Source organism: bacterium (genome assembly GCA_020444065.1).
In the GTDB taxonomy this organism is placed as follows: domain Bacteria; phylum Sumerlaeota; class Sumerlaeia; order SLMS01; family JAHLLQ01; genus JAHLLQ01.
Window position 1 is genome coordinate 52,882 of sequence record JAHLLQ010000008.1, and the last position, 24,280, is coordinate 77,161.

15 protein-coding genes are annotated in these 24,280 nt (G+C 58.8%); 8 read left to right on the forward strand and 7 right to left on the reverse strand.

Annotated elements, in window-relative coordinates:
* Positions 1-188 precede the first annotated feature (188 nt).
* The 5 genes from KQI84_17010 to KQI84_17030 all read left to right on the forward strand — a co-directional run bounded on the left by KQI84_17010 (position 189) and on the right by KQI84_17030 (position 5,544).
* Entirely contained in the window at positions 189-1,388 is a 1,200-nt protein-coding gene (locus KQI84_17010; GenBank protein MCB2156579.1) for a hydroxyacid dehydrogenase, read from the forward strand.
* A gap of 172 nt (positions 1,389-1,560) precedes the next feature.
* On the forward strand, positions 1,561-2,571 hold the full coding sequence (locus tag KQI84_17015; protein ID MCB2156580.1) for a methyltransferase domain-containing protein: 1,011 nt from the start codon (positions 1,561-1,563) through the stop codon (positions 2,569-2,571).
* 18 nt (positions 2,572-2,589) lie between these two features.
* Positions 2,590-3,339: a ribonuclease PH gene (gene rph, locus KQI84_17020; GenBank protein MCB2156581.1), complete on the forward strand. Its 750-nt coding sequence runs from the start codon at positions 2,590-2,592 to the stop codon at positions 3,337-3,339.
* A gap of 210 nt (positions 3,340-3,549) precedes the next feature.
* Entirely contained in the window at positions 3,550-4,041 is a 492-nt protein-coding gene (locus KQI84_17025; GenBank protein MCB2156582.1) for a hypothetical protein, read from the forward strand.
* A 48-nt stretch (positions 4,042-4,089) separates the two neighbouring features.
* On the forward strand, positions 4,090-5,544 hold the full coding sequence (locus tag KQI84_17030) for an AIPR family protein (GenBank protein ID MCB2156583.1): 1,455 nt from the start codon (positions 4,090-4,092) through the stop codon (positions 5,542-5,544).
* A 118-nt stretch (positions 5,545-5,662) separates the two neighbouring features.
* Here KQI84_17030 and KQI84_17035 read toward each other — a convergent pair whose 3' ends face one another.
* The 4 genes from KQI84_17035 to KQI84_17050 form a co-directional block, all read right to left on the reverse strand.
* Positions 5,663-7,678: a hypothetical protein gene (locus tag KQI84_17035; protein ID MCB2156584.1), complete on the reverse strand. Its 2,016-nt coding sequence runs from the start codon at positions 7,676-7,678 to the stop codon at positions 5,663-5,665.
* A 183-nt stretch (positions 7,679-7,861) separates the two neighbouring features.
* The gene (locus tag KQI84_17040) at positions 7,862-10,423 is read right to left on the reverse strand and encodes a glycoside hydrolase family 16 protein (GenBank protein MCB2156585.1); all 2,562 of its coding nucleotides are present in this window, start codon (positions 10,421-10,423) and stop codon (positions 7,862-7,864) included.
* 255 nt (positions 10,424-10,678) lie between these two features.
* Positions 10,679-11,437, reverse strand: a complete 759-nt coding sequence (locus tag KQI84_17045) for a tRNA 5'-guanylyltransferase (GenBank protein MCB2156586.1) — start codon at positions 11,435-11,437, stop codon at positions 10,679-10,681.
* Positions 11,437-11,985, reverse strand: coding sequence for an ATP-binding protein (locus KQI84_17050; GenBank protein ID MCB2156587.1), 549 nt, complete (start codon positions 11,983-11,985; stop codon positions 11,437-11,439). The genes KQI84_17045 and KQI84_17050 overlap by 1 nt, the downstream gene beginning before the upstream one ends.
* Positions 11,986-12,232: 247 nt before the next feature.
* On the opposite strand from KQI84_17050, the gene KQI84_17055 reads away from it, so the two are divergent.
* The 3 genes from KQI84_17055 to KQI84_17065 all read left to right on the forward strand — a co-directional run bounded on the left by KQI84_17055 (position 12,233) and on the right by KQI84_17065 (position 20,744).
* Positions 12,233-13,219 (forward strand): acetyl-CoA carboxylase carboxyltransferase subunit alpha, encoded by a 987-nt coding sequence (locus tag KQI84_17055; GenBank protein ID MCB2156588.1) that lies wholly within the window; start codon positions 12,233-12,235, stop codon positions 13,217-13,219.
* Between the two features lie 41 nt (positions 13,220-13,260).
* Positions 13,261-14,631 carry an amidohydrolase family protein gene (locus tag KQI84_17060; GenBank protein ID MCB2156589.1) on the forward strand — a complete coding sequence of 457 codons (1,371 nt, stop codon included), beginning with the start codon at positions 13,261-13,263 and terminating at the stop codon, positions 14,629-14,631.
* A 245-nt stretch (positions 14,632-14,876) separates the two neighbouring features.
* Positions 14,877-20,744: a right-handed parallel beta-helix repeat-containing protein gene (locus tag KQI84_17065; GenBank protein MCB2156590.1), complete on the forward strand. Its 5,868-nt coding sequence runs from the start codon at positions 14,877-14,879 to the stop codon at positions 20,742-20,744.
* Between the two features lie 3 nt (positions 20,745-20,747).
* On the opposite strand, the gene KQI84_17070 is transcribed toward KQI84_17065, so the two are convergent.
* From KQI84_17070 to KQI84_17080, 3 genes are read right to left on the reverse strand one after another with little or no spacing between them, the layout of a single operon-like run.
* Positions 20,748-22,088, reverse strand: coding sequence for a DUF2029 domain-containing protein (locus tag KQI84_17070; GenBank protein MCB2156591.1), 1,341 nt, complete (start codon positions 22,086-22,088; stop codon positions 20,748-20,750).
* A complete protein-coding gene (locus tag KQI84_17075) occupies positions 22,078-23,367 on the reverse strand; it encodes a glycosyltransferase (GenBank protein ID MCB2156592.1) in 1,290 nt (429 codons plus the stop codon). The genes KQI84_17070 and KQI84_17075 overlap by 11 nt, the downstream gene beginning before the upstream one ends.
* On the reverse strand, positions 23,364-24,263 hold the full coding sequence (locus KQI84_17080) for a glycosyltransferase (GenBank protein MCB2156593.1): 900 nt from the start codon (positions 24,261-24,263) through the stop codon (positions 23,364-23,366). Before KQI84_17080 ends, KQI84_17075 begins: the two co-directional genes overlap by 4 nt.
* Positions 24,264-24,280: the final 17 nt, after the last annotated feature.

Here is a 24,280-nt window from a genome sequence, read left to right on the forward strand (position 1 = left end):
TGGTTTTTGGACTCGCCGGGACTTGTACGCGACGACGGGGTGGATATTCAACAGGGGAAAATCGCAGTTTCCCTTCGATGATTCGGAGAATCCCGCTCCGGGTGTGCTTGACAACGCCGGTCGTCTCTGTACGATAGCCGGTTTTGCAACGAAGAGGGGAGCCCCCCGATATAAGGAGAGTTCGAAAAATGAAGATTCTGGTCGCAGACAAATTCCCCGAGGACAAATTGGCGGCGATGAATTCCCTGGGACACCAGGTGACATTCGATCCGGAAGCCTCTGCCGAAACGTTGCCGGAGAAGATCGGGGATCACGAAGTCCTGATCGTTCGCAGCACAGTCGTAAGCGCCGCGACCATCGATGCGGGAAAGGCTCTCGCCCTGGTGATTCGCGCCGGTGCCGGATACAACACGATCGACGTTGCCCAGGCCAGCGCCCGCGGCATCTTTGTCGCCAACTGCCCCGGCAAGAACTCCGTCGCCGTGGCCGAATTGGCCATGGGGCTGATGATCGGCATGGATCGCCGAATTCCGCAGTGCACCGCCGAGTTGCGCGCTCACAAGTGGAACAAGAAGGAGTACTCGAAGGCGGACGGCCTGAAGGGCAAGACCATCGGCGTCGTAGGCCTCGGCCAGATCGGCCAGGCCCTCGCTGCGCGCGCCAAAGCCTTCGAGATGAACGTGATCGGCTGGTCGCGCTCCCTGACGCCGGAGAAGGCCAAGGATCTTGGTGTTGGCTTCTGCGGCAACCTGGAAGAGCTCTGCGAGAAGGCAGACGTGATCTCGATTCACCTGGCGCAGAACGCGGACACGAAGAAGCTGTTCGATCAGAAGCTGTTCAACTTGATGAAGACCAACACAATCTTTATCAACACCAGCCGCGGCGGCATCGTTGATCAGGAAGCGCTCAAGAAAGCCATGCGCGAGAAGAACATTCGCGCCGCACTCGATGTGTACGATCCCGAACCGGCCAGCGGAAAGGCCGACTTCGAAGACGAGATTCTCGACATGCCGAATTTGATCGGCACGCACCACATCGGCGCATCGACGAACCAGGCCCAGGATGCCATCGCCGAGGAGACGATCCGAATCATCCGCGAGTTCGCCACCAAGGGCGAAGTTCCTAACTGCGTAAACATCGAAGACGCCCCGCCGGCCAAGTGCACGCTCGTTGTGCGGCACTTCGACAAGGTCGGTGTGCTGGCCAACGTCATGGACAAGTTGAAGGCCGAAGGCCTGAACATCGAAGACATGTCCAACACCGTGTTCCAGGGGGCCAAGGCCGCCGTCGCCGTTCTGCGCCTGAGCGAAATGCCCGGCGAAGCGCTGCTGAAGACCATCGAAGCCAACAGCGACGAGGTCATCCACGTCGAAGCGAAGAAGTGCTGACACGGCGAAATCGCTGAATCCCGGGGGCCGTCGCAAGACGGCTCCCGAATTGTTTTTAGGGATGTCGTCCGGCCGGCAGCGACCCTTCACTGAGTTTGACACCCTCGCTTACGCCCGGCTCTACTGGACCTGTTGCGCCTCGGCGCGAACATCGATCTGGAGGACGCTTCCAATGGCCTGCGCCGGCGAGTTTTTCCCCGACGAAATGACGAAGGAGATGCTCGAAGCCCTGGGGCGATCGTTCCAGAGAAGTCGAATGCTCCTGTCCGCCGTGGACCTCGACCTGTTCCGCGCCGTCGGGACGGAGGGCCGCACGGCCGTGCAGATCGCCGAAGCGCTGCACATCGATCCGCGCGCCACGGACAGGCTGATGAACGGCCTCGTCGTTCTCGGTATTCTGGAGAAGGAAGGCGGGCACTTTCGTAACACGCCGGTGGCGGCGCGCTATCTGGACAGTTCCTCTCCGGACTTCATGGTGATGCTTCGCCACCTCTCCGCCATGTGGGATCGATGGGGAACATTGACGCAGGCCGTTCGAGCGGGGCGCAGCGTCGTGCACAAGCCAATCGAGCAGCGCGACCCCAAGAACACCGAAGCGTTCATCGACGCCATGCACTATCGCGGCAAAGCCGACGCCAAGGACGTTGCGGCGAACATCGGATGCGAGAATGTGTCCCACGTGCTCGATGTCGGTGGAGGCAGCGGTGTGTACTCGATGGAGATCGTTCGTGGACGAAGCGATGCCAAAGCTACCGTGCTCGACCTGTCGCGCGTGACCGAGATGACGCGCAAGTACGCAGCGCTCGAAGGCCTGTCCGACCAGATGCACACGATCGAAGGCGATTACCTCGAGACCGACTTCCGCCACGGATACGACCTGATGCTGATGTCGGCGATTCTCCACATCAACTCGCCGGATCAGAATCGCCTGCTGTTGAGGAAAGCCTTCGAGGCTCTGGTGCCCGGCGGCCGCGTCGTGGTGATGGAATTTCTGTTGGAAGAAGATCGCATCCATCCGCCGCACGGGGCGATTTTCGCACTGAACATGCTGACGGGGACGGAGTGCGGCGATGCGTATACCGAAGCCGAAATCCGTCACTGGATGGAAGGCGCAGGTCTCACGAACATTGAACGGAAAGAATCCATCGGCCGCGCGTCGATGTTGATCGGCCACAAAAACTGACCTGGAGGTCTATTGCAAATGGAGAACGAAAACACGACGCCGCGCATCGATGGCCGCATGCCCGCGGACTTGCGAGAGATCAAGATTACGCCGAACTACCTGCGATTCGCAGAGGGCTCGGTTCTGATGGAATGGGGAAACAACAAGATCATCTGTGCAGCCACCGTGGCGCCGAACGTCCCGCCCTGGATGATTGGCAAAGGCGAAGGTTGGGTCACCGCCGAGTACTCGATGCTGCCGCGCTCCGGCAAGCAGCGCAACGTGCGCGACGTCTACCGCAACTACCCGAACGCGCGTGCGATTGAAATCCAGCGCCTGATCGGCCGAGCCCTGCGAGCGGTGTGCGACATGTCGGCCTTTGGCGAGCGCATGATCACGATCGACTGCGACGTTGTCGAGTCAGACGGCGGCACGCGCACCGCCTCGATTACCGGTGGATTCGTCGCGCTTGCACTTGCGATCGAAAACCTGCGCAAAGCCGGCCAGATCGGAAAGAAACCGATCATCAAAGATTACCTGGCCGCCGTCAGCGTCGGCATCGTCGAAGGTCGCGCCGTCTCCGACTTGAACTACATGGAAGACTCGCAAGCCGAGACCGACATGAACGTCGTCATGACCGGCTGCGGCGACTACGTCGAAATCCAAGGCACCGCCGAAGAAAACCCCTTCAGCGCCACCCAACTCCAGGACCTCCTCGGCCTGGCAAAGGACAGCACCCAGAAACTCATCGCGATGCAAAAGGAAATTGTGACGATTGAAGTGGAGTAGGGAACTCGTTGGCCACCAGTACAGATCCGGAAGCAAGGCACTCACAGACTTCCGCCTTTTGACAATGGGTGGCAGATCTCTGAGGTTCTGTTACTTGGAATGGGTCATCCGCGAATTCTCTGATTGCGGTCCGACTGGGATTTTGAGATGGAGGCGTAAATGAAATGGCTTTGCCGCTAACGCTAGCAGATTTCGGGAGGGGGCTCCAAAATGCTCGACAAAATCATCGAGGGCTACTTGCTGGACTTTAAGGAAGATCACATGCTGACCGATCTTCCTGATGCTGAAGCTTTTGAGAAGCTGGTGAACTACGCCATCCTCTCCCGCTTCTCGCCTGGGAGTGTCGATGTCGACTGCATGGATACAGGGCAAGGAGACGATTTCCATATCGATGGCATTGCGATCCTGGTCAACGGCAACCTCATATCGACAGAGGCCGAACTCGCTGGGATCATTAAGAATCGAAAGAACATCTCCGTCGACTTCATATTCACTCAGGCGAAGACCAGCCCGACCTTTTCGCTAGGCGATATCCTCAAGTTTGGCCACGGAGTCTCTGCCTTCTTCTCCGAATCTGCCGATAAGCCGATGACCGACAAGGTGCGCGTTTTTTGCAGGCTCAAGGATGAACTGTATAAGAACAGCATAAGATTCTCAAACAGTCCTGAGTGTCATGTCTTCTTTGTCTCCACAGGGACCTGACAGGGCGACAAGAACATCGAGCACGGAAGGAAGAGCATTGAGCATGAATTGTTTGAGACGGACCTTTTCTCAAATGTGACCTTCCAAATGGTAGATCGAGAACGAATCAAAGTCTACTACAGGGAGCTCAAGAATAAGAGCGTAAAAACCGTCGAGCTTGATCAGTACTGTGACATACCCACTGTTACCAAGGTCCGGGAATCACTCCTTGGAGTCGTATCAGCAAAGGAATTTGTCAAACTTATTAGCGATGGAGATGGCAACCTATCACGAGGCATATTCTTCGAGAACGTGCGCGATTTCCAGGGCATGAATCAGGTAAATCAAGAGATTTACGACACAATTCGGGATGAATGCCGAAGTGATCGATTCTGTCTTCTGAACAACGGAGTGACGATCGTAGCAAGAGATCTATTGAAGACCGGCAAAGTCTTCCGCTTGACGGATTTCCAGATTGTTAACGGGTGCCAAACAAGCAATATTCTCTACTCGGCACGGAATCTCGTATCTGATGCAGTCCACCTTCCCGTGCGAATCATAGTCACGGATGATATTGATGTGATTTCCGAAATCGTGTATGCGAACAACCGGCAGACTACGGTTCTCCAGGAGGCATTTCATTCCCTTACACCGTTTCACAAGGACCTTGAGGAATATTACCGAGCTTGTCGAGGCGAGGACAAGAGGCCTCTCCTCTATTACGAGCGCCGGTCGAAGCAATATAGTGGCCAGGATGTGAGGCCGGTGGACGTAATAACTCCCTCTGCTCAGATAAAATCCTTTATCGCCGTATTCTTGGAGGAACCGCATAGCTGTGACGAATATTATGGACAGAGCCTAAGCAAATTCCAGGGAGCCATGTTCGTTGATGGGCATTCCTTCGCTCCCTACCACACAAGCGCACTCATCTGGAATCTGGTAGAGAAGAAGTACAGGGGAGGAGGGCTGAGGGGGATTCAGAAGAGGTTTCGGCCGCACCTTGCGCTCCTGATCAGAAGAGCTTTGGGAGGCGAGGATCTCCCAAACATGCTCTCTGCGAAGAAGATGGAGGCGTATTGTGCATCTCTTCGCCGAGAGCTTCTTCATCCAGAATCCTTTGAGCCCGCCCTTCGCAGTGCAATTCAATCCGTGAAGAATGCCATAGACTCTGAAGCCTCAGGCTTCAGAAGCTTGCATCAGAAGAAGGCATTCACGAGAGCGCTCTGCGGCTCGGCGCAAGAGCGAGGTCCCAATTCGACGAAAAGTGAGGATGACTCCCATCTGAACGAAGAGAAGGAGTACTTTGAGGATCCGTACCTTCTTTCCGGAAAGGTGGAGCGCTATAATCCCAAGCGCGGGTTTGGGTTCATCCGATCAGAGGGGAACAACAAGCTCTATTTTCATATTTCATCTGTAAATGACAAACCCAGGAGCGGCGAACCCCTTCCAGGGCAACGCGTGTACTTCTATGAGGAGTTCTCAACGCCGCTGAACGTGGCGCGAAAAGTCTCCCGTTCTCCTTGATTGGGCCGAGCATACATGCCTATTTGATGGCGTGCTATACGAACGTCTAGTTCTGCCCGGGGCATGCAACTACTTCTGGTATTCAGACAAGGTGCTGAGGGTGCCGTGAGCTTACCTGTCACATCTCGCCTGCGGCGATGGCGATGAGGCTGGCGGCGGACCAGGAGAAGTGTTCCTTCGAGTTCGCGCCGCGTTTGCCGGTCTTTGAGTTGTAGTTTTCGTGAATGCCGTTCATCATGGCCATGGAGAGAATCCGGCGGCGGGCTTCGTCGATTCGCTCGCGATAGTCGGGATCGAGCACGTCACGGTGGCGTTCGAGCGTGGCGAGCATGAAGAACGCCTGGTCGAGCCACACGGGGCCGCGCCAGTAGCCGCTCGCGCCCGCTGCGTCGTACTTCGCGTGCGAGTACGCGATCGTCGGGAACGGGTAGGGACCGAAGAACTCCGCCTCGTTCAGCAGATGCCTCTGCAGCACATCCCGCGTGCGCTCTGCATCCAACGGCACGCCGGCCCACAGCGGCATGAAGCTGGCCGGCGTCGGGATGCGAACAAATTCGTCCGTTTCGATGTGGCGATCGTAGAACAACGCGTCGCGTTCATCGTACAAATTCTCGACGATGAGTTCCGCAAGGCGATCGGCCTTTCCCTGCCATTCCCGCGCTTCCTCATTGCGCCCGAGCTCCGTCGCGATGCGCGCCAGTTCGCGCATGTCGGCGACCAGGAACGAATTCAAATCGACTGCATCGAGTTTCGCCGCACCATCGTCATTTCCCCACCCGGCCTTGCGATCCGTATCCCAGCGCGCGGAATCGTCCCACCCGCTGCAGAGGTTGTTCGGCCATTCCATCAGGCCGTTGCCATTCGTGTCGCACTCGGCAAACCACCACGCGTTCCACTTTGCCAGCGGCTCGTACACGTCTGCGAGAAACTCGCGCGCCGCGAGCGGATGCGTCGGACTTTCCCGTTCGAAGATCAACATCGCGGCATTGGCGAATAATGGCGGTTGCGTGCTGGCAATGCGCGAATCTGGATGCACCATGTAGAGCTGGCCCGTCTCCGGATCCTGGTTGCTGAGCATCACAAGTACATTGTCCCGCGCCAGCGCCGTGTTCCACTCCGCGAACCCCCACGCGTGCTTGGCAGAGTCCCAAATCCAGAAGGCCTCGTATCCGTGGCGCGCGGGGAATGTTCCCAGGAATCCGTGCATCTGGCTGCCGAAATCGCATTCGAGCTGCGGGGCGATCGAGTTTTTTAGCAGGATCGTCATCGCCTGGCGCACCAGCCCGTGATATTCGGGCTCGATGCGAGAGAGATCGTAGGCGGCGAACTGCGCTTCCCAACGCGCACGCGCTGCTTCGACGATCTCCTGTGGAGTGCGCTTTGCCGCTTCATCCAGTCGCCGTGTTGCGATGGACAGAATTCTTGCCAGAGCCTCGCTGTTCTTCTCGGTCTCTGTCCGCATATCGTGGCTCGCGGCCGTCAGTAGCAGGGGAAACTCTCGCGACTCACCAGCCTCCAGTTCGAACGTCGGCGTGATTGCCGCACAGGAAGTTTCGCCGATCAGCCCGTCGCATTCGAAGTCGAACTGCGGGCGCAGCAGCGTGACGATTCGGAAGTCCGGCTCGGGCCGAAGTTGCCACTGCGAGGTCGGCCTGGACGTCTGCGCAATGGCCACCGTCTGGGTCTCGCCATTGCACGTTGCGATGGCATCTTCCGCACCATCGGCACAGGCACTCTCAAATCGCATGGCAAGATCCATCGATGCGTCACGGCGATTCGTCACCTCGACATTCACGGCAACAACATCCATTGCGGCGTAGGAGACGCGGAACGCGATGCCGACTCCGTTTTCCTCGGCGAATTCCTCGAATCCCCACGGATGGCACGCGACGCGGCGAGACTGCAGATCGCCTTCGAGTCCTCCGGCCAGGATCGCGCCATTCTGCGGATCGATGACCTCAGCCCGCAGCATGGGCGCCATGAAGACCTTGCCTTCGCGCTGACTCGCCAGATGTCCCCGAGCGATTCCAAACGTTGCCAGCTTTGGATCCATGGAGACGCCGAGCCTTGAAAGCAAGTCGACGTACTGGCGATCAGGCGCATCGTAGGTCAGGAAGGTTGGTCGGGCGGACATAGAGGGCTCCTTGGTTTCAGGAACCGCGCTCTTCCTTGAAGCTGTCCCGCAGGCGCACGACGCAATGGCACTTGCCGCCAGCAGCGCAGTAAAGACTCTCCGGAGAGACATGGGTGGCTCCTCCAACGTATTTTGCCAGGACGTATTCCGCCCTCCATCCGCAGGGAGCAAGTCAAAGGAGCGTTACCGGGCCGACCCCGCGCGATATGAGGCGATCGCTGCGTTGAGTTCCGTGAGCGTGATGATCGCGTCTGTTGGATTGATATCGGCGCTGGCAGGCGCGGGCAGAAGGCCGCGATAGGCCAGCAGAACAGCATTGAGTTCCGTCAGCGTCACCATGCCGTCACCATCCTCGTCACCCGGCAGAGGGGCGGGCGTCGGAGTCGGAGAAGGTGTGGGGATGGAACCGTCCGACAGGATTACCTGGAACCATTCCGTATCGTAGGCGAGGGCGCTGGACTCGTACGTGAAGAAGAAGTCCAGAATGTCGCCGTGACTTCCGCTGACATCCCAGGTGTGGACGCCGCCGCCTTGGTCGACCATGCGGAGGTTTTGTTGTCCGCCTTCGTTGAGCTTGTAATGAATGTCCGCCCAGATCGAACCCACCTGGGATTCCATCGTCACTGTTGCCACACCGGCGTTCAGCGGCGAAACGCACCAGTAGACTTCGCCGTTTGCGCTCGAACCGCAATCCGGCACTGGTGTCGGCGAAGGGGTTGGCGTTGGTGACGGAGTGGGGGAGGGCGTCAACGTCGGCGTCGGCGTTGCATTCGGATCGGGTGTCGGGGACGGAGTTGGTGTTGGGGAAGGCGTCGGCGTCGGACCGGTGCCTCCGGCGAAGTACACATCGTCGATTTCGATATCGCCGATGCCACCTTCTGTCCCAAGAATCTGGAACAGATGATAAACGTTGGAGAAGTCCACCTCTGGTCCAAGGTCCACCGTGGGAATCTCAATCACGTGCCACTGGCCATCGCGCGCAAACCCGTATGGGTCGCTGCCAGCTTCAAAGCGAATCCACTTCTGGCCGATGCCATCCAGGTTTCCACTCTTCATTCCAATGCTGAAGGGCGTACTGCTGGAGGACTTCATCGCGAAGTGCAACAGCCCATCCTGGTTATCGTAGGCGCTCAGATCGTACAGCGTGTTCGGAGTGAATGCGGCGCCAAACCAGGTCAGTCCTGTTGCCGATTCGAAAGCTAATGAGTCAGTTCCTTCGATCGGCGATCCCGTGGCGGGCACCAGCGTGTTCTCCCACACATAGAAGTCGCCATCCACGCCCAACTCGAACGTATCGACGACCGGATGCGTTTCCGTGAAGATTCCGAAGTCACCGCCAGAAGGTGTCGGCTTTGCGCCGTCTGGTTCCAGGTAGACGTTGTCGATCGACACGTTGAACGAAGAGGCCGGGGCGTCGCCCTTCAGCATGAACATCTGCAGGATCGCGTTGTAATCCACGTTGTAGAAGGCGTTGAGCGGGATCGTCACTTCGTGCCACGCGCCATCGCGAACGAGACCGTACTCGTCGCCGCCATTAGTGAGAGAAACCCACGCTTCCCCGCCGGCTGAACTGGCCAGTCCGATGTCGATTGTCTGCGTCGTGGTTGTCTTCATGTGGAAGTGCAGACTGCCATTAGAGTAGTTCTTCATGTTGCGATCGACGGTACAGTACACGCCCATGCCGAACCACGCGCCGCCCGCCACGTCGAACGACCACGCGTTGTCGCCCTCGAATGGAGTCGTCGTAGCCTCCGTCATGTTGTTCCACAGATAGAGTTCCGCGTTCGTGCCGAACGTCAGCGCATTCGTTACCGGCGTCGTGTCGGTAAAGACGCCGAACGTGCCCGTTTCCACCGGGTTGCCCGTCGGATAGAGTTCCGTGAAGCCATTGTCGTAGATGCGAATCCAATCCACCATCATCTCGGCCGGAAAGGGCGCCGTAATCTGCGCGGGATTCGTAATGTTCACGAAATTCCACCCGCCGACCGCGAGATTCAGAATGATGAATTGAGGAGCGTGAAACTCTTCCAGCGAATTCGTTTCGGCGTCGCTGATGTCCAGCCAATAGTATGGGACGCCATCGAGCGACATCTCGATCATCGTCGGCGTCCAACTCATCTTGAAGAGATGGTAGTCGTTGTTCAGATCGACCGCCGCATCTGTCGATAGACTATGGCTTGCGTAGCTGGATTGGTAATCCCAGTGGGCTGCCGCGCTGACCCGGCGATTCGTCACGCCATCCAGTCGGGCGGACTCCATGCCCATTTCCAGAATATCGAGTTCCCCGCACGAAGGCCATCCGTTCTGGCCGAAGTTATTCCCCAGGCACCAGAATGCCGGCCACAGACCTTCGGCCAGATCGGGAACCTTGATGCGCGCTTCGATATCGCCGTACCGAAAGGCGAACCGACCGTGGGTCTTCAGTCGTGCGGAAGTAAACTGGCTGCCGTTCGAGGCTTCTCGGCGGGCCGTGATAACGAGGTTGCCACCCTCCACGCGAGCATTCTCCGCCCGCGCCGTGTAGTCCTGCAACTCCCCATTCCCCCAGCCCGAATTGCCGACATCGTACGTCCATGTCTCTGAATCGATCTCCGCCCCATTGAACTCGTCGGACCAGATGGGCGTCTGTGCAGAAGCATGGCCCGGCGCGACGGCGCCCAGCGCTATGAGGCACAGCAGCGCAGCAACGACCACCACGCGGTTCAGCAGAAGACTTGTACGCTGCAAGAGTGACGATAGGCGCATGCCGATCCTCCGAACAGGATGGAGTCGATTGCAGGAGGGGAACCCAAAGCCCGCCGATCGCATGGCAGGTCCACGGCCGTTTCCCTTCCCCCAAACGATCGCATGCTAGGGACTCGGGAGGCGGCTGTGTCAAGCTGGATATTGTAACGATAACAATTGTTCGATAGGTTGTGGAATAGCTAAAAACGATCAGTTGTGAGCGCAATAGGGTTATCGATAGCTGTGGGGGGGGTGAGGTCGGCATGAGGCAGTGTCCTATCCTGCTAACTCTTCCATGAAGCGCGAGATGAAGCGCGAGTACTCGTCCTTCATTGGGAGTTCCTGATCGATCTTCACTCTGCGCCGTTCGGCCCAAACGGCCTGTTCCGTCTGGGGATTGAATCCTTCCATCGCGTAGGTCTCGAAGTAGAGCCCAGTTCCTCGTCGCTGCCACAGTGGCAGGTCATTGAAATTGGTTCCTCTCTCGAAAAGGAGTTCGTTCTTCTCATCCTTCCCGAGGCTCTCAAGGAGACTCGTTGCTTCTTTTGCGGTCTTCCCCTCTTCGCGTAACGTCCAATAAGTCCACCCATTCAAGCAGCAGCGTGTTGCATCGCTCTGTCGCCACCTGAAGTAATCAACCACCGTACCCGAGTTCGGTCCTATCCAGACTCGGCTGTCGAAATGCGCGACCTCCCCGCACGACAATGTGAATCGTGCGGCAGCGATGGATGCCGAGATGGAGACAACCTTTTCCAATTCGCGGCCGAAGAAATCCCATTCGAGAGGAAACAGGACGGAGATTTCATCGCTCTCCGTGTATGCATAGAGACCACCCATTTCCTCGAGAAGCGCCTGGGCGGTTTCGACCATCAGATCTCGGAAGGATTCATCGAAGGGTTTGGCAAACCGGCTCTCAGTGAACTTCGAGAAGGACCGCCCATCGACTCGAACCACAACCCACATTTCAGGCGGTATTACGATCGAATGGAAATACTCCAGGGCGCGCATTCTATCTTCAAAGTGACTTGGATTCACTACTCGTCCTCCCATTCTCGGATCTTGAAATCGCCGGTTGGCAGCAATTCGGCCCGGAGCAATTGATCATATCCTTCAGACCACTCGGGCGATTGGAGTACCTTCGCCGTCGCGCGGATTCCTCTCTCGGGAACTTGCTCTTTTCCTTCTCGAAGAGCATTGCGGCGCAAGCAATCCTCCGGCGGCGCTGCCAGGAAGATCCCCACCACTCGGGCTCCACTCTTTCGGGCCAGTGCAATCAGCGGAGCGCGATCTTCCGCACGGGGATTCGTATTGTCCACGACTACCGACAGGCCTTTGTCGAGATTCTCTGCGATCAGCTTCTCGATGAGCGATTGGCGGTTCTTTCGATGGGGGAAGTGATCCTTGCTGACCCAGACGTGCGTGCCCTTCAGGTACCTCCGAACCAAAGTCGACTTCCCGGAAGCCTGAAGCCCGATCATAATAATCAATTCCTGCTCGCCCGGGCTCTTCTGTCTCTGAGGTTCAAGGGATACGCCCACGTAGCAATCTCTATCGCCGTGTCGGTTGTCGAAATAGGAACCCATCGAGGTCTGCACCTGTCGAGCCATCCGGACCATCCACCCACAATCCAGCCCAGTCCCTTCGGGACCATCCCCTGCCAAATAGCCGGGCGTCAATCGGCCTTCAGTCCGGGCCCCCTCGTTCCGCCGAGGAATTCCATTCGTCCCAGGAATCGGCTTGGCTCCGGGGAGTGATCGGGGTTAAGAATCAGTTTCTTGCCCTGGCATCACCTCGATACCGCCGGGAATCCTTTTGCTGGGAGAGCCGCCTGTGGCTGAGCAGACCTTCCCGTTTGAGAAACCGATCAATGAAGTCCTCCGCGAGTTGGAGGAAGCGCGCTCCAAGGCGGAGGAGGGCGATGAGGAGGCCAAAGCCCAGGTGCCGGAGCTGGAGAAGAAGCTCGAAAAGACGCGCAAAGACGTCTACTCGAAGCTGTCGCCGTGGGAGCGAGTGCTCTTCGCGCGCCACAAGGACCGCCCCCGGTCTCTCGACTACATCGAAGCCTTGACGACTGAATTTACAGAGATTAGCGGCGATCGCGGCTTTGGCGACGATGCCGCCGTGATCACCGGTATGGCGCGCTTCGGCGGCGAACCCGTCGTCGTCATCGGCCAGCAGAAAGGCCGCGACACGAAGGAAAACGTCGCTCGCAACTTCGGCATGATGCACCCAGAGGGCTATCGCAAGGCCCTGCGCGTCATGCGCCTGGCGGATAAGTTCGGCATGCCGATCCTGATCTTCATCGACACGCCCGGGGCATTCCCCGGCGTCGGCGCCGAGGAGCGCGGGCAGGCTGAGGCCATCGCCTTCAACATCCAGGAGATGATGGGCATCAAGGTCCCGATCATCGCCGTCATCATCGGCGAGGGCGCCAGTGGCGGAGCGCTCGGCATCGGACTTGCCGATCGCGTGCTGATGTTGGAGAACGCGTGGTACTGCGTGATTTCGCCGGAGGGCTGCGCGGCCATCCTGTGGAAGGACGCCGCCATGGCCTCGCGGGCCGCCGAAGCGTTGAAGCTGACGGCTTCCGACCTGCTCGGCCTGAAGGTCATCGACGACATTATTCCCGAACCGCTCGGCGGCGCGCACCGGCATCCGGAAGAGACATTCGAGAATGTCGGGAAAGCGTTGACTAAGAATTTGAAGGCGTTGAAGAAGCTATCCATAGACAAACTGATGGACCAGCGCTTCGAGAAGTACCGTAACATGGGAACCTTTGAGGAACTCGCGGCAGAGGCCGCTGCCGAAAACGGCTGAGTTCCTCGCATCTCGATTGGGGTTATTTGACGGAGGCCAAGTTGCAAATCGACCTTCTTATTCGCAATACGACATTGGTGACCGATGGCCTTGAGATGCGCGCCGACTTGGGCGTGACCGATGGCGTCGTGACACACATTGGCCAACTGAACGGCACCGAAGCGGCGGAGACACTCGACGGTACCGGCAAGTACGTGTTGCCGGGGCTCGTGGATCTGGGTGTTTCGCTTCTGGGTGAGGGTGAATTCTACCCCCCGTCGCGACACAGCGTGGCCGAACTGACCTCCGAGGCACTGGCCGGCGGCATCACGACAATGATCACGGCGCAGAGTTGGGATCTGCGTGGGAACTTCACCGAAGATCTGGCGCGCCGTCAGGCCGAAGACGAAGAAACTGCCTCCATTGATTTTGGGTACCACTATTTTGTCGAGGACTGGTCGGAAGATCGCCGGCGCCACTTGCGTTCGGCCCTTGGAAACGGCTTGTCCTCCGTCTGGATTGCGCGTGCCGGCCTGAGCAGCCCCCTGCCCGGCGGCACATTGATTCACGCAGTGATGCGCGAGTTGCCCGAATCCAGCTACGCGATTACAACGCCATCCGATCCCTTGTTCGAGCACTACTTCCGGACGGATCTGCGTTCCGGCGGTCGAATCGGGCCGAAGTACTACACGCGCGTCTTCCCCGAGTGGATCGAAGCGTCGATGCTGCGAAGCTACGACGCGTTGCTGCACGAGGCGCGCTCGCGGCTCGTCGTTCTGGGTCTCAGTTGCCCCGAGAGCCTCGTCGAACTGCAGCGCTTGCGCGAACGCGGCACCCGCCTGATCGGCGGTGCGAAGCTGCCGCACATGGTTCTAAACACCGATATGCTGAACGAGGAAACCGCGGCGATTCTGCCGTTCGCGTGGCCGCCTCTGCGCGGTCGCGGCGCTCAGCACGCGCTGTGGAGCGCCCTCGACGACGGACTCCTCAACATGGTCAGTTCCGCCCATCACCCGCGGACAGTTGAAGAAGTTCGCGAGGGCCAGAAGGATGCCATGAGCGCCGAAGGCGGCGGGACGGGCATCACACACCTTCTCCCCCTGTTGCATTCGGAGGGCGTCGCCAAGTGGCGCCTGACGCTGGAAAGCCTGAGCCAGTGCGCGTGTGCCGATCCGGCGAAGCTGGCGGGCCTCTACCCGCGCAAGGGATCGCTGCAGATCGGCAGCGAAGCGGACCTGGTGATCCTCGACCCATCGAAGAGCTATCGGATCCAGCCCGCCGGCGCCGCCGTCGGTCACTATGATCCGTACGCCGGGATCGAGGTCTCCGGCACCGTCGAGGCTGTCTATCTGCGTGGACACCGCGTCTTCGGCAATGGCGCCGATCCGGCCCCTCAGGGGCGCTTCCTCGAGGGGACTGTGTCGTTGAAGTAAAGCCGCCTCAGTCTTGTACTTCAGCACGCTTGACTCATATGCCCACCTGGTAATATAAGGGAACATCTCTTGCTGCCTCACTTAGGGTTAGGGGTACAGGTACGATATCCGCCGGGTTGGGTGCAATCGATCCCAGCCCACTGTTGGCGTCATGCCGACCTGTCTCGGTTCGTACCCGGACCTCTGGCCGATTCTCTCCGGCCTGCAAGGCTCCTCCCGTTGTAGGCTGGAATGGGAGCCCTACCATGCGACACCTCTGCCGCTCGGCCCTTTCGATTCTGGCGCTTTCCTTCCTTTTCAGCCCCGCCCTGGCGGGCATCATTACCGTGAACGTTGCTGATGATGGCGACGCGCCCGACGGTGCGCTGACGCTGCGCGAGGCGATCCTGATCGCCGAAGGACAGCGCGTTCCCTTCGAATCCCCGAACCCCGACATCCCGGATGAGATCTCGCTCGTCAGCGGCGACTACGGCGCCGGCGTTGCGGATGTCATTCAAGTCGCGATCGGGGAGGGTGGCCTGATCGGACTGGGCGACTATTTGCCGCCGCTGACGGATTCGGGCGATACGATCGAGGCGGGTTCGACGAATGCGATCGACGGCAGTGCGCTGTCGGCCGATCCGGATAACGCCGGCCTGTTGCTGGTTGGAAACAACTACACCGTGCATGGCTTCACGGTGCAGAACTTCCCCGGCACCGGCGTTCGTATCTGGGCGGACGATTGCACGGTCGAGGCGATGTTCATCAAGAACTGCGCAGGAAACGGATTGGTACTGACGCAGGCCGAACGAGCCGTCGTGCGGAGCGTTGCCTCGAGTGGCAACGCGCAGAACGGTGTCCTCTTGTCCGATGGATCGGCGCACAACTTCCTGAGCGATATCTTCTCATACTCCAACCAAATGAATGGGTTCCTGATTAGTGGTGACGATGTGTCCTCCAACACGATGATCCAGTTGAGCGCCGGCGTGGACGAGAACAAAACGATCATGGGCAACCAGCAGTGGGGCATCCGCATCGACGAAGGAGCCTGGGCGAATCGGATCGGCGATGCAGGCAATGACAGCGCGATCTCCTACTCGGCCGGGAATTCCCTGGGCGGCGTGCTGCTGGACAACGCACACAAGAATACTCTTCACTCCCTGGTTATCGGAGGTACGGAGCAGGAAGACGTCTGGCCAGGCAACGGAACCGGTCCCGGGATGGTTGTGCAGGGTGGCTCGACGTACAACAAGCTGGGTTGGGAAACACCGAACGGTGTGATCGCGATTGGCGGTCATGCAGCCGATGGATTGCTTGTCCAGGGCAAGGGCACAAACAACAATGACTTCACGCGTTTCATTATCGGCTGGGTCGACATTCTGTCGTCCGATTTGCAGCCCAATCAGGGGCACGGCATCGAGATTCGTGGCGGTACCGAAAACAATCGATTCGGCTACACGCCCGATCCATCGCACACGGGTCGCCTGAATACGCACAATGAAATCAACGCGACCGGCGATGGAAAGCACGCGCTCTTCATCAACGGCGACGACCCACAGAATCCCATCAAGAACCTGCTGTTCGAGCACTACCACATGGGCGACCGTGGGCGGGGAGACAATCTCCAGACCATTGGCGGCGATGTAATTCACGTGTCTGGCAACGTTGATGGTGTGATCATCGGATTGCTCGATCATCCGAATTCCACGAATGGCTCCAAGGGCTGGGGTCTTGTCTTCGATGGTCCAAATGTGCAGAACATCGAGCTCCGTCAGATCATCTGCGGGCAATTCTACTCATCGCGTTACCCGAATCTCGCGGGTGGGATGTTGATCACAAATGGAGCCCACAATATCGTCTTCGCAACCGGCGAAGAGATGAGAAGTTCCTTTGCCGGCAACAAAGGGCCTGGTATTCGCGTGGATGCCACCGGCGTCGTCCCTTCGGACATCAAGATCCGCAATCTATACTCCGGACAGGATGAGATTGGCTTCACGATCGAGAACGAAGGCAATGGTATCGAGATTCTCGGTCCGGAAAGCGGCAACGCGGTCGCCTTGTCGAACATCGACATTGGCGGATTCCAGGAAGGAGAGGCTGTCGTCAGCTCCGGAAACACGGAGAATGGTCTCTACATGCGCAATGTCTCCGGCGTGGAAGTCCGCGCCGGCACCTTTGGGTTGAACCCGGCTGGCGACTCCTTCCGGCCGAATCTGAAGAACGGCGTTCTCCTCTCCGGCTGTCATGATATCCGACTGGGGTCGGAACAACTGACGTCTGGCCGCAACTTCCTGTCTGCAAACGACGTGTCCGGCATCAAGTTCGAGAATCACTGCTATGACGTCGATTTCTTCGGAAACTACATCGGCCTCCTTCCAAACGGATCCGGGCGCCAGGGCAACGAATATGGCGTGTGGATCGCATCGCCGCCGCCGGCGAATGAAACGCTGCGTATTGGAGGTGCGAGTGCGTTCATGGATGGCCAGAGTGGCGGCGCACTACAGCAAGGCAACGTGATCTCCGGCAACCACCTTGCGGGAATCTACGTGGCGACGGAAGGACAGAGCACGGAGGAACTGCGCGGCATCCTGATTGAGGGAAACCTGATCGGCGCAAACAGCGACGCGACGGAAGAACGCGGCAACCTCGAAGCAGGCATCCGCATTGAAGGCTCGAACGTCAAAGGTGTGACCATCGGAAGCCGCACGGATACAGCCCGGCGCAATGTGGTTTCCGGCAACTGGAAGAACGGCATCGAGATCAAAGACGAAGCCTCCGGCTGGGCACTCTACAACAATATTATCGGTCTCGATCCGATGCAGACAATCGCCATTCCGAACAAGGAGAATGGTATCAAGCTCAGCAATCTGCGTGACGGCAAGATCGGAACGACTTCTGAGCCGCACGCCGGCAACGTGATCTCCGGTAACACAAAGGCTGGGATCTATATCTCCGACGAAGTTGTTGCTAACGTACGAATCACGCACAATTACATCGGGACGAATTCGAATAGCATCAATCCGTTCCCAAACAACGATGGTATTCATATCATGGGACCCAACGGCGCAGGGGGAGACCGTCTGCTGATCGGTGGCACGAATAATGGCATCGCAAATGATGACCGCTCTCGCTTCGACGAAGGCAACGTTATCTCCGGCAACACGCGCGATGGTATTCGCGTGGAAGCACCGTCAAGCCGCGCAGATACGTCTATCTTTGGCATCGACATCCAAGGCAACATCATCGGCACCATGTCCGGCGGGCGCGCAGCTCAACCAAATGGTGCCGCAGGCGTTCGAGTGTTGGGAGATAACATCCTCGATACGACCATCGGGAAAGATGGCTTCGATGCACGTGGCAACGTGATCTCTGCCAATGGTGGGGACGGCATCCGCGTCGAATCAAATGCCCAGCACGTTGAAATCTATCGCAATCACATCGGCTGTGGGATGAACAAGGCCGATGTTGTTGCGAACACGCGAAACGGAATCTGGCTGCGCGATGGAGCCCAGCGCGCCATCATCAAAGAAAACATCATCCACTACAACAAGCAGCGCGGAATCCTTGCCAGCGATTCCAATACCCGACGCAACAAATTCACACAGAACTCCATTCATCTGAACGAACGCGGTGCGATTTACCTCGAAGACGGCGCGAATGACTCGATCCAGACACCAACGTTGGACTTCTTGTATAAGCCTGGTCGTTCGACCACGCGCATTCCACTTTCAACCATCGCCAATGGGACTGTGGAGGTCTTCACGGATCGAATTGAATTCACAAAGGATGGCTATTGGGGACAGGCGAAGGAATACGAATTGACTGGCACAGCCGATGGCGATGGCGACTACACGGTCAACATCGGCTCCTTTTCCAACAGGGGCATCATCACGGCAACCGTGACGGATTCCCAGGACAACACGTCGGCTCTATCGCCGTGGGCGATCGGCGTGTTGACCCATGCGATTCCGGATGATCCGGCCTATCTCGTCGCCAATAAGCCGACAGCGGTTCGAATCTTCGCAAACACGGGAAATGATGCCCAGCACCGCCTCGGCGGTCACCTTGTTGTCAACGATGTCATGAACGTTGCGCCCCAGCGGAAAGACATCCTGATGCGTCCATTCGCCGGTTACGACGGCGATGCGCCGGGGCGTCGACTGGGACACAATGCGTTGGAGTTTGTGTTTACTCCCCCCGCAGGCATCATTCCCGTCGAGGCGATCCTCGAGGACACATCGGGAGGGCGCCGCGGACATATCATGCTGGGCGATTTCTACTTCCAACGTACGACGCCATTTACCGTTGGCTTTGCCTCGTTCGGTACGCCACCGGCCAATGGCGGGACAGGCCTGGAACTTCCCACCAGTTCAAATGTTCAAGCGGCACTGAAGTTCCTCGGTGATGTTTACCCATTTGATCCGCAGGCGTTTGCCCAGAATCTGACAATGATGCCACCCATCTTGTTCGACCAGCTTCCGTGGGACAGTGGCAAGCAACGTGAGATGGCTGTCAAAGTAAACGAGCGCCGGACTCGGACGCGACTTCCCGGCGGCAAGACGCCGGAGTATGGCGCGGGCTTCATGAGCGGTGCCACCGGTTTCGAATCGGCAACTTCGCAGAGTACACTCAAGGGCTACACTTATCCCAGTATTCCAAAGGTGACAATCGTCCGCGATCGAACGGGTGGGCGCCTTGGGCACGGTGGCAAGACACTCGCCCATGAGTTTGGTCACACGGATCCGTTCGACCTCGGAGACACCTACGCAGACGGCGATCTGAGCGACGACATCAACCCACGTCCGACCGATCCCACCAAGGTCACCAACGCCGGTATTCTGGTCTTCGAGGAAGACTTCGCCTACTCGCCGACCGGGGTTGGCCCAGGATCGAACAGACCGGCGCAGATCGGTACACAGGCCGGCAGCAGACTCGATGTCGTGGACTTCATGGGGAATCAGAACTACGCATGGGTCGAGCGCCAGGCCTGGCATCGCATCTTCCTGAACGTTGGCGGCACCGAGCCCTCGGGTAGCAGAGCGATCGACACCGTAACGACGCAGGCATTGAACACGCACGTGATCGTGACTGGCGCCATTGGAACCGGCGACGCTGTTTCCTTCGATCCAATCGTCCGCAAGGATGGCGAGGCCGTGCGCTACGATTCGCCCGTCCCGTCGGACTATGTCATCGCACTCGTCGGAGCAGGCGATGCGATTCTTGACTCCGTCCCTCTTTATCCCGATTCGCAAGTCGAAACGATGAGCACTATTGTCGCTACCGGCGAAGAGATCGGCGGCTATGGTGATTCTGGAGTTTTCGGGTTCAGCGCCGTACTACAGGACAATGCGGCGGCAACGGGCATCATCGTCACGAAGAACGGTTCTGAAATCGGCCGGCTCGGTCCGAGTCCGGCCACGCCGACGATGAGCATCACGACGACATTGAGCGGCACGTTGCCACGTCAGCCATTCACGCTTGAATGGACTTCGACCGATGCCGACACCCGCCGCGCAGAAGAGCTTTTTGTGGATGTTTTCTACACTCCGGACGACGGTGAAACGCTTCTACCGATTCTGACGAACATTGCGAATACGGGCTCGGCAGAGGTCTCTACCGATGGGTTGCCGGGCAGCGCTGCCGGCCGGTTCATCGTGCAAGCCAGCGACGGCTGGAATACGAAGTCCGATACCACAGCGGCCATCGAACTCTCGGACGAGCCGCCGGTTGTTGCCATCGTCCAGCCCGACCCCGAAGACCTGGCCTTCCTTGCCAATGTGCCCGTTACCTTCTCCGGTGCAGCATACGATCTCGAGGAAGGCTCGCTCTTCGGCGACAGCCTGGTCTGGTCCATCATTGGCGATTCGCAGTTCTCCGCCACTGGTACGAACCTCGTTGCAGAGTTTAGTGATAGCGGACCGACGACGATCAGACTGACGGCGACGGACTCGAAGGGCAACGAAGCGTTCACGGAAGTCACCGTAAACGTTCTTCCGCCGCTCTTCACACCGACCGATATCGCAGACATACTGCTCGGATTCGCAGACCCGACACTCGACGCAGACAGCAATATGGACGGCGTGATCGACACAGGCGACGTATCGGTTTCGCAGGAAACGGAGCTCGTGCGGTAATCGCTACTGTGAGTCCTCCATGGGCTGCAGCGTGGCCATCGCGCATAGCATTACTACAAGCACGATGCAAAGCAGGAACAGCCCCGGCCGGTACGGCATGGGGAAGAGTCCCGGCACCGGGATCGGCAGTTCTTCTGACGCGTAACTGAGTGCCAGAATGGTCCCGACACCGATCCACAGATTGCGGCGTTGCTTCCATGCGTCCTTGAGCGTTCCCGCTTGATGCCACACCATTCCCATCCGTGTGACGATCCAGCCCATCGGCACGGCCAGCACTACCAGGTGCGCCTTGCGAACGAGTGGCGAGAGCAGCAGCATCAATACGCACAACATCGCCAGGTCCCACGTCCAATCGAACTTCCGTCCGCGGAAGAGCATCCATCGACCAACGAGGAAAAGGACGCCGACGAGCAGTCCCTCCGTTAGCCAGATCAACTTGGCCGTACGATCACTGAAAGGTGGTGGCAGACGGACGCGAATCTTCTCGCCATTCTCAAAACGATACAACTCGTCGCCATCCTCGAGGATCAGATCCGGATCGGCTTTCACCTGCGCGATGGTGAAGATGAGCATTTCATTGATTGAAACCTGGCGATCGCTTCCGCGCGCGCTCATCAGGCTTTCCATCGACTCCGCGTTGAACTCTTCTCTCATCGGTCCGATGGCGTCGCTGCCAAACCATGCGACGGGCAGGACAAAGAGCAGGAAGACGCTGAAGATCAAGGTCAGCCCGAAATCGCGCCACTTGCGATGAAGGAATGGCACCGCCAACAGCAGCAGAGGCGTCAGCTTCAATGCCACCGCGACGGAGAGGCACACGGCACCGATCCATGACAGGCGCTTCTCGCCGGTCATCATAATCCACACGCCGCCCGCGGCAAACGCGGCGACGACGATATTGACCTGCCCGTTGCCGAAGTCGTTGTTGAACGGTCGATAGTTGAGGAAGAGTGTCGCCGCAATCAACAGCAGCGCCCACGTCGGGCCGCGCGGAGCGGCGGCGCTGTATTTGATCGCGCCCGCCAGAAGAATCGCCGCCGCAAGAACCTTGAGGAAAGAGAAGATGACTCCCGCGACGACTTGTGGCACCCACGTCAGTGGAATAAACATGATCGCGGCTGCCGGTGGGTACAGGAACGGGCGATTCTTCTCCGGCGACTTCAGTTCGTACAGCCGCGGATCGTGATCGGCCGCCAGTTCTCCGGCGAAGTAATAAACTTCGAAATCGTTGATGTCGGCGATTTCGCTGATGCTCCTTACGAGCATCATGACCAGCCACACTCCCAACAAGATTGAGAGCGTGATTCGCACCTTGGGGTTCGCCATAATCGTGTCAGCGTTCACGGTGTGCGATTGCCTCGTTGATGAGTTCCTCCATCCGCCCCACAACGCCGTCCCACGATGCTTTACGAGCCATCTGCAGACCGCGCTCGAGGCGCTCCTCATCCTCGCCTTCATTCGCCAGTGCCGCTTCGCACCCGGCGATGAACTGGTCGCTGTCCTCCGCGAGGTACAATACATCGGAGTAGAATTGCTTCAAGTCCGGAATTGCCGTCGCCACAACGGGTTTGCGCGCGGCGAGGTACTCCAGTGTCTTCGTCGGGTTGATGTGTTCCGTCAAATCATTGCGCGCCCATGGCATCAACGCGACGTTCCATCCATGCAGCCACGCGGGCAGTTGCTGGTACTGAATCGGCCCCGTGAAGTGCAGATTTGGCCGATCGGGAATGTCGAAGAGAGTCCTGTCGATCGGGCCGAGCATAAAGATATCCCACTCCGGATGCGCCTCAGCCAGCCGAATCAGAATGTCGCGATCGGTCCGCGAGTCGATCGCTCCGAAGAACCCCAGCCGCGGGCGCGAGGGATCTTCGCCGCGAATCACATCGTCCGGGACTGTGCCGAAGTGATCGACGTCCACGCCGCAGGCAAAGAAGTGCGAATTGCCGTTCGACGGCTTCTTGCGCACATACAGCGCATACGTCCCGGGGAACGTCACATCGGCCGTATCGAGCAGCCGAACCTCCGCATCCCGCACCGACTGCGATGCCCACTCGAAGGCGCTGTACTCATCCTGGATGTCGTAAACGCACGCGCGATGGGCGAGCCGATCGCGCAGCCGCTCGTGCGCCGGATAGTAGAACCACAGGAGCACGTCCTTGCTGAAGCCGCGATAGAGCGCCTCGCTTTCCAGCAACCACGCATTCAACCGATCGATCCACTCGTAGCGCGATCCGCCCGGGATCATCGCCGGGTTCAGCGAAACCACGCCCGGAGGCACCGGGTTGGCCGGATCGTGAATGACCCACGTTGGCCACCGCGCGACGACGTGCAGATACACGGGCCGCATGTATAGCACGGGGTGCCCGCGCTCCGCCAGGCGCGACATCGTGTGGTGATTGCGCTGCCACACGTGGTCCCACGGAACGTGCGAGACGCAGACGACCTTCCAGCCATTGCAATCCTTCTCCGGCCGACGGTTGCGACGAATCCACCAGCCGCGCACCAGCGTCCCCGCCAGAAGAAACGGCAACGCCAGCAACCCAAGCGGGATGTTCATCCACGCGCGCACAGCGTAGAACTTCGCCACACGTGGCCAGAAGGCGATGGGTTCATCGTTTCTCACAAAATCAGCACCTTATTTCGAATCGCCGCCCGCCATCGTCCCGCGATGAAGGAAGCGTACAGGATCGTATCGAACAGACCGCGCCGCTTCTGCAACGGATCGCGGAAAACCACCGGGCAAATGGGAATCTTCGCGATGCCTTTCAACAGGCGCCAGTAAGTTGCCCACTCCACCCAATGCCGCCCGCCGAATCGCTCGCGATGTCGCGCGAACAGCACGCCGCCTCCCCAACCGTAAAAATACATCATGCGAGCAAACGCCCGCACCGTCTCGCGGTGGTAATGCACGACCCGCCCGCGATCGGGCAACTGTAACAACTTCCAACCGGCCCAGGCTACTCGCCAGGAGAAGTCCGCGTCCTCGCACGGCCACAGTTCCTCGGTGAAGCCGCCGACCTGCTCGTAAGCCGCCCGGCGATAGATCGCGTTCGCCGTCATGAAGAACGGCGGGCTGTATGGCTGGTCCCAGAACATCTGCTCGGCGCGATAGAGCTTTCGCCAATCGATGTACAGCGCGGGCAACGCCGTCGTCTCGCCGGCGACGATCGTTCCGCCGATACCTCCGAGAAACTCGTCCTTCTCCAGGTGGGGGAGAAGGTCCGCCAGCCAGCGCGGATCGGGCTCGCAGTCCGCATCGGTAAAGGCCAGGAACTCGCCGCGCGCCTCTCGCGCCCCCAGATTCCGGGCGCACGCCGGACCGGGCTTCGGCTCCTCCAGCACGCGGACGAACTCGAACCCGGCGGCCACATCCATTGTGCCATCCGTCGAGCCGTTGTCGACCACCAGGACCTCGGCCTCGTCCAGCCGTTCGAGGCGCTCGATCGCACGCAGGCACCGGGCGAGCTCACGCTCGCCGTTTCGCACCGGAATGATGATCGACACCAGCGGAGAGTCCACCGCGGCCCCCTTTCATG